This window comes from Vibrio sp. Vb2880, assembly GCF_033337975.1.
Lineage (GTDB): Bacteria > Pseudomonadota > Gammaproteobacteria > Enterobacterales > Vibrionaceae > Vibrio > Vibrio alginolyticus.
Genome location: NZ_JAWORT010000029.1, coordinates 18318 through 32879 on the forward strand (window position 1 = coordinate 18318; position 14562 = coordinate 32879).

General features: G+C 46.2%; 12 protein-coding genes. 9 read left to right on the top strand and 3 right to left on the bottom strand.

The annotated features are described in order from the left end of the window. Positions 1-58: 58 nt before the first annotated feature. The 3 genes from rlmB to trpS all read left to right on the top strand — a co-directional run bounded on the left by rlmB (position 59) and on the right by trpS (position 2732). Complete coding sequence (rlmB, locus tag R7M92_RS22020; protein ID WP_017633733.1) at positions 59-802, top strand: 23S rRNA (guanosine(2251)-2'-O)-methyltransferase RlmB; 744 nt, start codon at positions 59-61, stop codon at positions 800-802. Between the two features lie 110 nt (positions 803-912). Beyond that, a complete protein-coding gene (locus R7M92_RS22025) occupies positions 913-1599 on the top strand; it encodes a phosphoglycolate phosphatase (protein ID WP_005382834.1) in 687 nt (228 codons plus the stop codon). A gap of 116 nt (positions 1600-1715) precedes the next feature. Continuing rightward, the gene (gene trpS / locus R7M92_RS22030; protein ID WP_005381398.1) at positions 1716-2732 is read left to right on the top strand and encodes a tryptophan--tRNA ligase; all 1017 of its coding nucleotides are present in this window, start codon (positions 1716-1718) and stop codon (positions 2730-2732) included. Positions 2733-2788: 56 nt separating this feature from the next. On the opposite strand, the gene R7M92_RS22035 is transcribed toward trpS, so the two are convergent. Continuing rightward, positions 2789-3163, bottom strand: coding sequence for a hypothetical protein (locus tag R7M92_RS22035; protein WP_005381401.1), 375 nt, complete (start codon positions 3161-3163; stop codon positions 2789-2791). 543 nt (positions 3164-3706) lie between these two features. Here R7M92_RS22035 and R7M92_RS22040 point away from each other — a divergent pair. From R7M92_RS22040 to R7M92_RS22065, 6 genes are all read left to right on the top strand, one after another. Beyond that, positions 3707-6661, top strand: coding sequence for an ExeM/NucH family extracellular endonuclease (locus R7M92_RS22040; RefSeq protein WP_213964605.1), 2955 nt, complete (start codon positions 3707-3709; stop codon positions 6659-6661). A gap of 189 nt (positions 6662-6850) precedes the next feature. Next, the gene (locus R7M92_RS22045) at positions 6851-7438 is read left to right on the top strand and encodes an aminodeoxychorismate/anthranilate synthase component II (RefSeq protein WP_031780782.1); all 588 of its coding nucleotides are present in this window, start codon (positions 6851-6853) and stop codon (positions 7436-7438) included. 361 nt (positions 7439-7799) lie between these two features. Continuing rightward, entirely contained in the window at positions 7800-9011 is a 1212-nt protein-coding gene (locus R7M92_RS22050) for an aspartate aminotransferase family protein (protein ID WP_005381420.1), read from the top strand. A 109-nt stretch (positions 9012-9120) separates the two neighbouring features. Continuing rightward, entirely contained in the window at positions 9121-10140 is a 1020-nt protein-coding gene (gene astA, locus R7M92_RS22055; RefSeq protein WP_042523637.1) for an arginine N-succinyltransferase, read from the top strand. Between the two features lie 28 nt (positions 10141-10168). Further along, entirely contained in the window at positions 10169-11626 is a 1458-nt protein-coding gene (gene astD / locus R7M92_RS22060; RefSeq protein ID WP_213969932.1) for a succinylglutamate-semialdehyde dehydrogenase, read from the top strand. Between the two features lie 248 nt (positions 11627-11874). Next, positions 11875-12666, top strand: coding sequence for a DUF1338 domain-containing protein (locus tag R7M92_RS22065; protein WP_005381426.1), 792 nt, complete (start codon positions 11875-11877; stop codon positions 12664-12666). A 136-nt stretch (positions 12667-12802) separates the two neighbouring features. Here R7M92_RS22065 and crp read toward each other — a convergent pair whose 3' ends face one another. Both crp and R7M92_RS22075 read right to left on the bottom strand, forming a co-directional pair. Further along, entirely contained in the window at positions 12803-13435 is a 633-nt protein-coding gene (gene crp / locus R7M92_RS22070; RefSeq protein ID WP_005381432.1) for a cAMP-activated global transcriptional regulator CRP, read from the bottom strand. Positions 13436-13675: 240 nt separating this feature from the next. After that, the gene (locus tag R7M92_RS22075; RefSeq protein WP_005381434.1) at positions 13676-14545 is read right to left on the bottom strand and encodes a phosphoribulokinase; all 870 of its coding nucleotides are present in this window, start codon (positions 14543-14545) and stop codon (positions 13676-13678) included. Between the last annotated feature and the right edge of the window lie 17 nt (positions 14546-14562).

The window sequence follows — 14562 nt, forward strand, 5'->3', positions numbered from 1 at the left end:
CCAACTTAGTTCAAACTCGGTTGGCGCAGGCAATACGACCAGAACAACAGGTTAAACAATGAGTAACGAATTTATCTACGGCATTCACGCAGTGAAGGCGGTATTGGAGCGCGAACCAGAGCGTTTTATCGAGGCGTACGTTTTAAAAGGTCGTCAAGATGATCGCCTAATGCCAATCCTAAATGATCTTCAGGTTTGTGGTGTTTCTATTCAGCAGATGACACGTAAAACCTTGGATGACAAAGCGCGCGGTGCAAATCACCAAGGCATCATCGCTCGTGTGAAACCAGCGAAGCAGCTGAATGAGAACGATATAGATGACATCCTGGCGCAGCACGAATCACCACTGCTATTAGTGTTAGACGGCGTGACCGATCCACACAATCTTGGTGCGTGTTTACGTAACGCAGATGCGGCAGGTGCTGCGGCGATCATCGTACCGAAAGATCGTTCTGCACCGATGAACGCAACCGTAAGCAAAGTGGCTTGTGGTGCAGCTGAAGTCGTGCCATTGATCCGAGTGACTAACTTGGCTCGTACTATGCGTACACTGCAAGAGCAAGGTATCTGGTTTGTTGGTACGGCGGGCGAAGCAACGCACGACATCTACCAAGCAAAACTGACTGGACCCCTTGCTATCGTAATGGGGGCAGAAGGTGACGGTATGCGTCGTCTGACTCGTGAAACCTGCGACGATTTGATTAAGATCCCAATGGCTGGTAGCGTTTCAAGCTTGAACGTATCTGTGGCATCCGGCATCTGTTTGTTTGAGGCAGTTCGTCAGCGTATTGCTGCAAAGTAAGGACGAAACAAACAGTTACTGTAGAATCAGACATAATGATAAAAACAAAGGATGGGGTGCCATCCTTTGTCGTTTTCACCGATTTATAAATAAAAATCCTCAGGGAAGTTATGACTCAACAAGACATTAAATTCATCGCCTTCGATCTAGATGGTACTTTGCTTGATAGCGTGCCAGATCTAGCTGTCGCGGCAGACCAAGCAGTACAGGCGCTTGGCTTTCCATCGGTTTCAGAAGAACAAGTTCGTGATTACGTGGGTAACGGCGCAGACGTGCTTATTGGTCGCTCATTAAGCCAAAGCCTGACCATCAACCCAGAGCTGAGTGAAGAGCTTCGTGCTAAAGCGCGTGTATTGTTTGATGATTACTACGAGCAAAGTGGTCACAAGCTCAGTCACCTATACCCAACGGTAAAAGAGACACTAGCAGAGCTGCACAAAGCGGGCTTTGTTATGGCGTTGGTGACTAACAAACCTTCAAAGTTTGTGCCTGACGTTTTGGAAAAGCACGACATCGCAAAATACTTCGTTGATGTCCTTGGCGGTGATGCATTCCCAGAGAAAAAACCAAACCCAGTAGCATTGAACTGGCTAATGGAAAAGCACCAAATCCAACCAAGTGAAATGCTGATGGTTGGCGACTCGAAAAACGACATTCTCGCAGCAAAGAATGCAGGCTGTGCCTCATTTGGTCTGACATATGGTTACAACCACGGTGAACCTATTTCAGCATCAAATCCAGATTTCGTCGCTGACAGTTTGGCAGAATTATTGGACGTTGTAGCGGTTTCTGCATAACGGCTACAAAAGAGCTTCCAAAATACTCGTTAATGAGTACACTGAGTAAACCGTGCACCTATTACTGCACGGTTTTTTTCATTTAATTAGATTAAGAAGTCAAAGGAATCATTCTAATGAGCAAACCCATTGTATTGAGTGGTGTTCAACCTTCAGGTGAACTAAGTATCGGTAACTACTTGGGTGCTCTACGTCAATGGCAGCAGATGCAAGACGATTATGATTGCCAATATTGTGTGGTAGACCTTCACGCGATTACGGTTCGTCAGGACCCTAAAGCGCTGCATGAAGCAACTCTAGACGCACTGGCAATTTGTCTGGCAGTTGGTGTTGACCCGAAGAAGAGCACGCTATTTGTTCAGTCACATGTACCAGAGCATGCTCAATTAGGTTGGCTTCTTAACTGCTACACTCAAATGGGTGAGCTGAGCCGTATGACTCAGTTTAAAGACAAATCGGCACGTTACGCGAATGACGTAAACGTCGGTCTATTTGACTACCCGGTGTTGATGGCGGCTGACATTTTGCTTTACGGTGCACACCAAGTACCTGTAGGCAGTGACCAGAAGCAACATCTAGAATTAGCGCGCGATATCGCAACGCGTTTCAACAATATTTACTCGCCAGAGCAGCCAATCTTCCAAGTTCCAGAGCCTTACATTCCGACAGTAAATGCGCGTGTAATGAGCCTTCAAGACGCAACGAAGAAGATGTCTAAATCTGATGACAACCGTAAGAACGTTATCACGCTGCTGGAAGAGCCTAAGTCGATCCTTAAGAAGATCAACAAAGCGCAAACCGATACCGAAACGCCACCAAGTATCCGTCATGATATCGAGAACAAGGCGGGCATTGCTAACCTAATGGGTCTGTACTCCGCGGCGACAGGCATGAGCTTTGAAGAGATTGAAGCGAAGTACCAAGGCGTAGAAATGTATGGCCCATTTAAGAAAGATGTTGGTGAGGCAGTTGTAGCAATGCTTGAGCCAATTCAAGCAGAATATCACCGTATTCGCGCTGATCGTGCTTACATGGACGAGGTAATGCAGCAAGGCGCAGAGAAAGCATCGGCACGAGCGGCTGAAACGCTTAAGAAAGCATACGAAGCAGTAGGTTTTGTAGCTCGCCCATAGTCGCTAAGAACGAATACGAAAAAGCTCCACTTTGGTGGAGCTTTTTTATGCCTGTATTACTGAAATGGCGTGTCTTTCATACAGCGTTCCATGTCGTAATATTCAACACGTCCTCGAGCCCCTAGAAAGGCAGACTTCACAACCATGCCTCTATCAATGAAGTAACTAAGCTGTACGCATGATATATCGTAGCTGAGTTCTTTAATTCTCGCTGGAATCCAGTAGGTTCCTGGCGTTCTTAGACGCTGAGTAAAGGTAATAACACCCTCGTCACTGACTTCTAGCTCTTCAATACCATCCAGTTCATTTTTGGCTGATTCGATGATGTCTTGATTCGCCGTAGGTTGAAGTGGCTCACTGGCGGTCAACTGACACCCCGCTATCAAGCCAAGTAGGGAGAGAGCTAGCACACTGCGTTGAATTTTTTTCATTTGTCGTTCCTGGGTTTACAGCTAATGAGATCTTATTGTCTCGCGCAGGTGTTATATCTTTTGTGTATGTTTTTGGCTAGTGAGTAATGAAAAGTTATTGAATAAATCATGAAAACTTTGAAGTATGAGGGGCCTGTATAAGAGAGAACGAAGCGAGTAATAGATTCTTGGGATTGAACAGTGATGCAAGTGAAAATTAAAGCATTCTAAATTAGTGACTAATTATATTTTTTATTTGTAACGGAACGGTTGGGTTAATAAGCAACTCAACAAGTGATGTATTTTCTACTCCTTAACATGAAGTGAAAAAGTAAACTGAGTAATCAATCTAAATTCTGACTTGTTTATCAATAGCGCTCTGTATTTATTACAAAAAATGTTTGAATGGGATGCTCTGGCATATTTTCTTATATTCACATGTGATTCATTTCACGGCTTTAATTACTCATTCTTATTTATTTCATAAATAAACCTGATAGTAGACGCAAATGGCAGGCTCTAACCAGAGCTAAGTTTGCATTTACATAAATATCAGGTATGACAATGGACACGTTAATCAAACCCTCAATACTCGCATTAACCATCGCCAGTGCACTTAGTGCAAACGCGAACGCAGAGATTATTATTTCCCAATACGTAGAAGGCGGCGCTTATAATAAAGCGGTAGAGATCGCTAATACGGGTGATACTGCGGTGACACTCACTGGCTACGAGTTGGCGAAATCATCAAACGGTGGTGGTACTTGGGGCAGCACATTCGACCTTAGCCAAGTGACGCTACAAGCTAACCAAGTGTATGTACTGGCGCATGGTGACGCGAGCGATACCATCAAAGCTGTCTCGGATATCACAGATAAAAGCGTTGCGAACTTTAACGGTGACGACCCGATCGCACTGCTTAAAGATGGTGAAGTGCACGACATCATCGGTGTGATGGGTGACGTAGATTTTGGTAAAGACACCACATTAGTTCGTAACAGTGATGCACTAACCCCTTCTGCTACTTATGAGGCATCTCAGTGGACGGCATTTGAGAAAGACAACATTGACGGCCTTGGTGAGCTAAATGCGACTGAGCCACCAGCACCATTCGCTTGTGAAGTCGACGGTCAGCAACCTAACTTCACTACCATCCAAGATATTCAAGGTGAAGGCGATACGTCTCCATTCATTGATGGTTACCCATACATTACTGACGAAGATCATTTCGTAACGGGTGTCGTGACTGCTGTTACTACAGGCTTAACCAAAGGTTTCTACCTACAAGCACTAGAAAGTGACAACAACGACAAGACCTCAGAAGGCTTGTTCATTCATACTGACGCGGCAGACACGGCGCTGAAAGCTGGTGACGTTGTTTGTGTGAAAGGTAAAGTTCAAGAGTATTACAGCAATACTCAGCTTGCTTCTGATGCTAACAGCTATGTGAAAACAGGCACTTCTGAAACCCCTCGAGTTACCGATCTTGTTATCAAAGAAGGTGAGACACTACGTGATGCGCTAGAGCGTCATGAAGGCATGCAAGTTGAGTTGACCTCGGCAAGTGACTTGTTTGTAACTCGAAACTTCTCTTACGACTACGATTCACGTCGTAACAATATGATGCTCTCTCATGAAGCGCCATTGTTAAAGCCGACTCAATTACACGCGGCAGAGAGCGATGCAGCCGTTGAGCTAGCAAAAGACAACGCAGCGAACCGCGTATACCTAGAATCAGATGGCAAAGCACCAAACGGCCAAATCCCATACTACCCAGATTTTGCTAAAGATGCAGATCAAGATGGCTCTTCAGAGCAGCACATTCGCCTTGGTTCTCGAGTAGAAGGTCTACAGGGTGTCGTGGCTTACAGCTACAACGAATACCGCCTGATTGCGACGAATGAAGTCAATAACACCAACTTTGTGACTTCAGGTGAAGGCTTCGATGTGGCTCGTAAAGATGCCCCAGCGATTGCGGACTCAGATTTGCGTATTGCAAGCTTCAACGTACTGAACTACTTCAACTCCGTGGCTGACAGTGGTCATGAAAACCCAACCGGACAAAACCGCGGTGCGACTAATCTAGACGAATTCCTGATCCAGCAAGCGAAAATCGTTGCGGCGATGAACAAGATGGACGCAGACGTTATTGGTTTGATGGAAGTGGAAAACAACGGCTTTGGTAATGGCAGTGCTATCCAAAACTTAGTTGATGCCCTAAATGCTGAGATTGATGACGCTGAAGATCATTACACGTATGTCGAAATCGAAGAGCAAGACAAATACCAAGACGAATACTTTGGCAGTGATGCGATCATGGTGGCGATTTTATATCGTGCTAACGCAGTAACGCCAAAAGACGCTGCAAAAGTGATCATCACGCCAGAGCAGCACATTGCAGAAAACACAATTACTCGTAAAGAGGGCACAGAAAGTAACCCTGCTTACGATAAGTACCAACGCCACAGTCTACTTCAGACCTTTACGGTGAAAGAGACGGGTGAAGATTTGTCTATTGTCGTAAACCACTTTAAGTCGAAAGGCTCTGAGTGTATTGAAGAGTGGATTGCCGGTGTAGAAGATTCTGAGCCAGCGGATCTGCAAGGCAACTGTAACAACTTCCGCGTTTCTGCTGCGCACGCAGTGGGTGAAGCGTTGAAAGAGGTGAAAGGCGATGTATTGCTCATGGGCGACCTCAATGCTTATGGCATGGAAGACCCACTTCTGACACTGACTGATTACTCGAAAGAGAAATACGGCCGTGACATTTATACTGCTGCTTACACAACCATTGGTGATGGTGAACTTCAAGTAGAGAAGACCAAAATTGAAAAAGGTTACGGTCTGCACAATTTAAACACGTTGCTGCACGGCACTGATACGTTTTCTTACACCTATTCGGGCGAGCTGGGTAATTTGGACCACGCATTGGCAAGCAGTAGCCTAGCGCAAAAAGTGGTAGCAATTGAAGATTGGCACATCAACTCACTAGAGAGTAACTTGTTCGAATACAGCAGCAAGTACACTGGTGATATGCCGAAGTACAAAGATGCGTTCTCTGCCTCTGATCACGATCCAGTGATCATCGCGATTGATTTACCAGATGATGACATCGATTTACCGAAAGCAGGTGACAACTTAGCCGTCGATGTCCGTTTACCACCAACGGCGGTTGTAGGTGATATTGTTACGGTGAACTTAACGCCATCCACACAAGCGGCTGCGGCAAGCAGCGATACGAAAGCTTACTCGGCTAGCCAAACCTTAGTTCAAGCTGATATTGATGCGCGTAGCGTGAATATTGAGTTTGAACAAACGCCAGAGCAAGGTAATTATCAGTTAGAAGAGAAAGTGACTGACTCGACAGGTAATATCGTGAAGTTTAGCTCTGTTCGTGATGTTTCAATGACGCAAACTGAAACTGGAACAGAAGGGTCGAAGGATTCAGATGGTGGTTCGTTTGGTTTTGGCGCGCTATTTGCGCTGCTAGGTCTCGGCTTATTCCGCCGTCGCCGCTAAGCGAATTTATTTCCTGATAAACCTTTCCTAAATAGCTGTAAAGACCAAAGGCCAGCCTATGCTGGCCTTTTTATTCAGCAAAAACTTGCCTTTCTTGCTTGGTATAGCAAAATACCGCCCTTGATTGTCACGAACGTGGCGATTCACTACGTAAGCATTGCCAAAACGGATTGGAGCAACCGACCCTTTATGTTGTTGATCATCGATAACTACGACTCTTTTACCTACAACCTTTACCAATACTTCTGCGAGCTTGGTGCAGACGTAAAGGTGGTGCGTAACGATGAAATCGATATCCAAGGCATTGAGGCGCTCAACCCAACTCATTTGGTGATCTCGCCAGGGCCATGTACGCCGAACGAAGCAGGTATTTCACTGAAAGCGATAGAACACTTCGCTGGTAAGCTTCCAATATTGGGTGTTTGCCTTGGCCATCAAGCGATAGCGCAAGTGTTTGGGGGTGAAGTGGTACGTGCACGACAAGTGATGCACGGTAAGACCTCACCGATTCGTCATAACGGTCGTAGTGTGTTTAAAAATCTGAATAACCCACTCACGGTAACCCGTTATCACTCTCTTGTGGTGAAAAACGGTACTTTACCCGACGTGTTTGAACTGACTGCATGGACAGAACTGCCGGACGGAAGCATGGATGAAATAATGGGTTACCAACATAAAGCCTTGCCAATTGATGCGGTGCAGTTCCACCCAGAATCAATCAAAACTGAGCAAGGTCACGAGTTGCTTGCGAACTTTTTAGCACGCAAAGCGATCTGATCGCGATCACTTTTCTTAACAAATCATTCATCTTTTTGCTGAGGTGAGCGGATTGCAAAACTATGCGATTCTCTCGAGTCTCTTTGTCTATTCATGTCTTTTTAAACCTTCTATCCCCTGTATTACATAACATTTATAAAAAATCACTTCTCTATTTTACTTTCTTGATGCATAAATAGTCATAAGCAGTGATTAATGGAAGTTGCTTTCGAGAACGAAAAGAATAAATCACTATTGAAATGGTTAATTAAATGTAAATACAATGCCGCAATAGCTTAAATGCAAAACATTATTTGCTGGCAAAGAGAGCCGGTTAAATTCGCTTATCTGCTACGCATGCGGTATCAAGAAGGAATGTGCAATGACAACGGAAATTAAAGTAGAGCGCGGTTTATTCGATGAGGTAATGGTACCTTGCTATAACCCGATGGAAATGATCCCTGTTAAAGGTGAAGGTTCACGTGTTTGGGATCAGGAAGGTAATGAATACATCGACTTTGCTGGTGGTATTGCAGTGAGCTGTCTTGGCCATTGTCATCCAGTAATGGTAAACGCACTAACAGAGCAAGCTAACAAGCTTTGGCACTTAAGTAACGTTATGACGAACGAACCAGCCCTTCGTCTGGCGAAAAAGCTAACAGAAGTGAGTTTTGCTGAGCGTGTGTTCTTTGCTAACTCTGGCGCAGAAGCAAACGAAGCCGCTTTGAAGCTGGCACGTCGTTATGCAGCAGACGTTCATGGCACTGAGAAATCTGAAATCATTGCATTCAAACAAGGTTTCCACGGTCGTACATTCTTTACCGTAACGGTTGGTGGCCAAGCGGCATACTCTGACGGCTTCGGTCCTAAGCCAGGCGACGTGACACACCTTCCTTACAACGATATCGAAGCTTTACAAGCACACATGTCTGATCGTACTTGTGCGGTCATGATGGAGCCACTACAAGGTGAAGGCGGCATCGTGCCACCAACGCCTGAGTTCGCTCAAGCGGTTCGCGAGCTGTGTGACAAACACAACGCCTTACTGATCTTCGATGAAGTGCAAACTGGTAATGGGCGTACAGGTAACTTCTACGCTTACCAAGGTTTAGGTATCACGCCAGATATTCTAAGTACTGCGAAATCACTTGGTGGCGGTTTCCCAATCGGTGCAATGCTAACGACAGCAAAATTGGCAGAGCACATGAAAGTGGGCACTCACGGTTCTACATATGGCGGTAACCCACTAGCGTGTGCGGTTGCAGAAGCGGTTGTAAATGAAGTTACTAAGCCAGAGGTGTTGGCTGGTGTGCTAGAACGCGAAGCAATGTTCCGTGAAGGTCTAGAGAAGATCAACGCGAAGTACAACATCTTCTCAGAAGTGCGCGGTCAAGGCCTATTACTTGGCGCTGCACTAAATGAAGAATGGCAAGGCCGTGCGCGTGACGTGCTGGTTGCTGCAGGTAAACAAGGTCTCATGGTATTGGTTGCGGGTGCCAATGTCGTACGTTTCACACCATCACTCGTTATCACACAACAAGAAATTGAAGAAGGCTTGGCGAAACTGGATAAAGCGATCGCGACTTTAGTTTAAGCGCGATATCAGTTTAAACGTCAACGCAGACACCCCCGTCAAGGATCTCTGATGGGGGAATTGTTCCTACAATATAGTTAGGATCTTCTTGCATCTGGAGGGAGTATTGATGCTAGTAGTTCGCCCTATCGCGATGTCGGATTACGACGCACTGCACACTTGTGCGGTGGAGTCTGGTCACGGATTTACATCTCTACCGGTTAACGAAGAACTGTTAACCAATCGAATCAAACATTCAGAGTACAGCTTTGGTAAGCCAGATGTGGCAGAACCAGGTGATGAAGGCTACCTGATGGTTGGCTTTGACTCTGAAACGGGTGAGGTTGCGGGTACCACCGGAATCGAAGCATCTATCGGCTGGGATGTCCCATTTTACTCATATCACATTAGTAAAGTTGTGCACTCGTCGCCAAAGCTTGGCGTTAACAACGTCGTTAAACTGCTGACGTTTGGTAATAACTACACGGGTAACAGCGAAATTTGTACCTTGTTCTTGCGTGAGAAATTCCGCCAAGGTCTGAATGGTCGTCTAATGTCGAAGTGTCGTTTCCTAATGATGGCAGAGCACCCAGAGCGCTTCTCTGAAACGATCTTTGCGGAGATGCGTGGCGTTTCAGACGACGAGGGTAATTCACCATTCTGGCAATGGCTTCAAGAGCATTTCTTCTCTATCGATTTCACTCTTGCAGATTACCTGACAGGTATCGGCAAGAAAGGCTTTATCGCCGACTTGATGCCGAAACTGCCTATTTACATCAATCTGCTCAGCCCAGAAGCGCAAGCCGTGATTGGTCAAGTACATGACAACACGCGTCCAGCGCTGAAGCTGCTTGAGCGTGAAGGTTTTACCAACCGAGGCTACGTCGACATCTTCGATGGTGGCCCAACGGTTGAGTGTGATCTGCGTAATATTGAGTCGGTACGTCATTCATTCCGCGCGCAAGTCAAAATCTCTGGACATTCCAGCACACAAGACTTCTTGATGTGTAATTCATCTTTCGAGAACTTCCGTGCGACAGTCACTAAAGCGGCGTATGACGCAGAAACACAAAGCGTGATGATTGCACCAGACGTTGCGGATGCACTTTCGGTTGAAGAAGGGGATTTCGTTCGCCTTCTTCCGCAGTAACAGACGACAGAATTTAAGGATAGAAACAATGACACATTGGATTGCAGGTGAATGGGTACAAGGTCAGGGTGAAGCATTTACGTCTCTGTCGCCGTACAACCAAGAAGTGATCTGGCAAGGCAAAGGTGCAACGGCAGAGCAGGTGAACCAAGCGGTATCTGCAGCGCGTGAAGCGTTTATTTACTGGAAAAAGCGCCCATTTTCAGAGCGTGAGGCAATCGTGTTGGCTTTTGCGGAGAAAGTAAAAGAGAACAGCGAAAAAATCGCCGAAGTCATTGCCAAAGAAACCGGTAAGCCAATTTGGGAAACGCGCACTGAAGCAGCGGCAATGGCAGGTAAAATTGCCATTTCGATTCGCGCTTATCATGACCGCACTGGTGAGGCGAGCCGTGAAGCAGCAGGCAACCAAATCGTATTGCGCCACCGCCCATTGGGCGTGATGGCGGTGTTTGGTCCTTACAACTTCCCAGGCCACCTACCAAATGGTCACATTGTGCCTGCGCTACTGGCTGGTAACACGGTAGTCTTCAAACCGTCTGAGCAAACGCCATGGACGGGTGAATTGGCAATGAAGCTATGGGAAGAAGCGGGTCTGCCGAAAGGCGTGATTAACCTTGTTCAAGGCGCGAAAGAAACTGGTATCGCCCTCGCTGACGCAAAAGGCATTGATGGCGTACTGTTTACGGGTAGCGCGAATACGGGGCATGTATTACACCGTCAATTTGCGGGGCAACCGGGCAAGATGCTCGCACTAGAAATGGGTGGTAATAACCCGATGGTGATCTCTGATAAATATGGTGATTTGGATGCCACGGTTTATACCATCATCCAGTCAGCGTTTATCAGTGCTGGGCAGCGTTGTACGTGTGCTCGTCGTTTGTATGTGCCATTGGGTGAAAAAGGCGATGCGCTTATCACCAAGCTCGTTGAAGCGACACGCAATATTCGCGTAGACCAACCATTTGCAGAACCTGCGCCATTTATGGGACCGCAAATTTCGGTCGCGGCAGCCAAGTTTATTCTTGATGCACAAGCTAATCTACAGTCTCTTGGCGGTGAAAGCTTGATTGAAGCGAAAGCAGGAGAGGCGGCGTTTGTTTCTCCTGGCATCATTGATGTAACGAACATTGCTGAGTTACCAGATGAAGAATACTTCGGCCCACTTCTGCAAGTGGTGCGCTACGAAGGATTAGACAAAGCCGTGGCGCTAGCAAACGATACGCGCTTTGGCTTATCTGCTGGTTTGGTTTCAACCGACGACCAAGAATGGGAATACTTCGTTGACCACATTCGTGCAGGAATCGTGAACCGTAACCGCCAGCTTACTGGTGCAAGCGGTGATGCGCCATTTGGTGGTCCGGGGGCGTCGGGTAACTTGCGCCCAAGCGCTTACTACGCAGCAGATTACTGTGCGTACCCAATGGCATCAATGGAAGGTCAAGAAACTGTCTTGCCTGCAACATTGAGTCCAGGTGTAGCGCTATAAGTTTTAATAATAGAGTCGCAACTATGCATTGCGGCTCACCTTGCCGGCGCATCATTTAGGTATGGGTTGTAGTGATCGTTGGCAGAACACGAAAAGTGAGCAAAGACTCGGAAAAGCGTGTTGACTGACTGGCATTTACCGTCACAGGTTGATGGTTGCTCGTTCATTATTCTGGACAACTTTTGTTGTGAACGAGCAGCCAACTTCCGCTTACCTTTAAACTCTACATCTCGTAACAAGGAGTCGTTATGACGCCCGATGTGTTATTTGAATCGCTATGGCAAGATTACATTCAACGTCTTTGCCCTTCGGCTGCTAAAGTGCATCAGCTGCTTCAAGAAGATGAGCCTCTGATTAATGATCATATAGCTTTACGTACCTTCAATATCGCGCCTCTTGGTATTGAAACTCTAGCTAAGCCATTTGTAGCTATTGGTTACAAGGCGTGTGGTGATTACGTTTTCGAAAGCAAAAAGCTGGTTGCTAAGCACTATGAGCACCCAGATCCGAAGCAACCTAAAGTATTTATTAGTGAGCTAAAAGTTGAAGAGTGCTCGTCTGAGCTACAAGAGATTGTGAAAAATTTGGTGGCACAAGTCGATGCTGACAAGCTGAACGATAGCGCATTCTTACATGGTGGACGCTTGTGGGATTTAAGCTTTGCTGATTACCAAACGTTGGCTAAAGAAAGTGAGTACGCATCTTGGCTTGCGGCGCATGGTTACGGAGCAAACCACTTCACGGTGAGCGTTAACCAGCTCAATGAATATGAAGAAGTGAAGCAGGTAAACGATCATCTGCGTACCGCTGGGTTTACCATTAATGAAAATGGTGGTGAAGTGAAGGGCACTCCTGAGGTGTTGCTAGAGCAGTCATCGACCATGGCAGATAAAGTAGCGGTTCGTTTTAGCGAAGGCACTGAAATTATCCCTGGCGGGTTTTATGAATTTGCTAAGCGCTATCCGATGGAAAATGGTGATTTGTACCCAGGTTTCGTGGCCGCTTCAGCTGACAAAATCTTTGAAAGTACGAATGGCTAAGTTTTAGGGTTAACCTGTTAAGCTTACTCATTAGTGTTCGCTGCACCCTATCTCATTTGGTCATGAGCAAATAAAAAGCCACCAATGTTGCCATTGGTGGCTTTTATAATTTTGTTCGTGTCACTCTAGTTCGAGATTAACGAGTACCGTAAACCACGATGGTTTTACCGTGAGCAGAGATTAGGTTCTGCTCTTCTAGCATCTTCAAGATACGACCTACTGTCTCACGAGAACAGCCAACAATTTGACCGATTTCTTGACGAGTGATCTTGATTTGCATGCCGTCTGGGTGAGTCATTGCGTCTGGTTGTTTTGCAAGGTTCAGAAGCGTCTGAGCGATACGACCAGTTACGTCTAGGAACGCCAGGTCACCCACTTTTTGGCTAGTTACTTGAAGACGACGAGCCATCTGCGCAGAAAGACGCATTAGGATGTCTGGGTTTACTTGGATAAGCTGACGGAACTTCTTGAAAGAAATTTCAGCAACTTCACAAGGAGATTTAGCACGAACCCAAGCTGTGCGCTCTTGGTCTTCCTCGAATAGACCAAGTTCACCAATAAAGTCTCCTTGGTTTAGGTAAGAAAGGATCATCTCCTTACCTTCTTCGTCTTTGATAAGAACCGCAACAGAACCTTTAACGATGTAGTACAAAGTTTCTGCCTTTTCGCCCGCGTGAATTAGCGTGCTCTTTGAAGGGTACTTATGAATATGACAGTGTGAAAGAAACCACTCTAATGTTGGGTCGGTTTGAGGTTTACCTAGAACCATAATATCTCACTTCCTCTGCAGGGTACGCTTGCGCTATCCATATTTTAGCTAAGCCTGAATTAGGCCTACTAGAATAAGAGCACTTTTTATATGCTGCAAGCTCTCTTGTGTTTCGGTAAGAAATAGTATCCTTTTTCGAAAACGATTTCTTGATTTTAATCGTGCCATGATTGAGATTTTGTAAGCAAAACTGTGCACATGATCACGGTATGAAAAGTAAACATCTTCGCAGGCAGGTTTTTAGCCAATTTTCCCTGTTTCGATGAGCTGTTGTAGGATAGGCCGAACTATGAGCTCCATTGCAAAGCTCATCTTACCGCCGGGTACGACAATCGTGTTGTGGCGTGACATGAATGAGCCATCAATCATGGCCAGCAGATATGGGAAGTCGACATTCTTGATACCGCGTAGGCGAATCACCACAAAACTCTCATCCAAACTAGGGATGCCTTTTGCATTAAGTGGGTTGGAAGTATCAACGGTCGGTACACGCTGGAAGTTGATGTGAGTACGAGAAAACTGCGGAGTGATATAGTTGAGGTAATCGTCCATGGATCGCACGATTGAGTCCATTACCGCTTCACGCGAATGGCCGCGATCGCGAGTGTCACGTACGAATTTTTGTATCCACTCTAAGTTCACAATCGGCACCATGCCGATTAAGAAATCCACATGTTGAGCAACATTAACATCGCCATCGACCACGCCACCATGTAACCCTTCATAAAACAGAACGTCGCTGTTTTCGGGTAAGTCTTGCCACGGTGTAAACGTGCCTGGCATTTGATTGTAGGGAACCGCTTCGTCAAACGTGTGCAGATAACGGCGCACGCTGCCAGTGCCGTCATGCCCGAACTTACGGAAAAACTCTTCTAATCCCGGGAAGTCATTAGCTTGTGGGCCAAAGTAGCTAATGTGTCGACCTTGCTCGCGGGCTTTGCGAATTTCGATGTCCATTTCTGGGCGAGTAAAGCGATGGAAGCTATCGCCTTCAACCCATGCGGGTTTAACGTTCATCATATTGAACATTTTACGGAAGGCTTCAGATGTAGTGGTCGTGCCGGCACCGGACGAACCAGTAACCGCAATAATTGGGTGTTTAGCTGACATGACAAACCTTGTCGAAA

Coding starts and splice junctions, on each gene's coding strand:
- rlmB (WP_017633733.1), top strand. CDS start 59: ATGAGTAACGAATTTATCTACGGCATTCACGCAGTGAAGGCGGTATTG.
- R7M92_RS22025 (WP_005382834.1), top strand. CDS start 913: ATGACTCAACAAGACATTAAATTCATCGCCTTCGATCTAGATGGTACT.
- trpS (WP_005381398.1), top strand. CDS start 1,716: ATGAGCAAACCCATTGTATTGAGTGGTGTTCAACCTTCAGGTGAACTA.
- R7M92_RS22035 (WP_005381401.1), bottom strand. CDS start 3,163: ATGAAAAAAATTCAACGCAGTGTGCTAGCTCTCTCCCTACTTGGCTTG.
- R7M92_RS22040 (WP_213964605.1), top strand. CDS start 3,707: ATGGACACGTTAATCAAACCCTCAATACTCGCATTAACCATCGCCAGT.
- R7M92_RS22045 (WP_031780782.1), top strand. CDS start 6,851: ATGTTGTTGATCATCGATAACTACGACTCTTTTACCTACAACCTTTAC.
- R7M92_RS22050 (WP_005381420.1), top strand. CDS start 7,800: ATGACAACGGAAATTAAAGTAGAGCGCGGTTTATTCGATGAGGTAATG.
- astA (WP_042523637.1), top strand. CDS start 9,121: ATGCTAGTAGTTCGCCCTATCGCGATGTCGGATTACGACGCACTGCAC.
- astD (WP_213969932.1), top strand. CDS start 10,169: ATGACACATTGGATTGCAGGTGAATGGGTACAAGGTCAGGGTGAAGCA.
- R7M92_RS22065 (WP_005381426.1), top strand. CDS start 11,875: ATGACGCCCGATGTGTTATTTGAATCGCTATGGCAAGATTACATTCAA.
- crp (WP_005381432.1), bottom strand. CDS start 13,435: ATGGTTCTAGGTAAACCTCAAACCGACCCAACATTAGAGTGGTTTCTT.
- R7M92_RS22075 (WP_005381434.1), bottom strand. CDS start 14,545: ATGTCAGCTAAACACCCAATTATTGCGGTTACTGGTTCGTCCGGTGCC.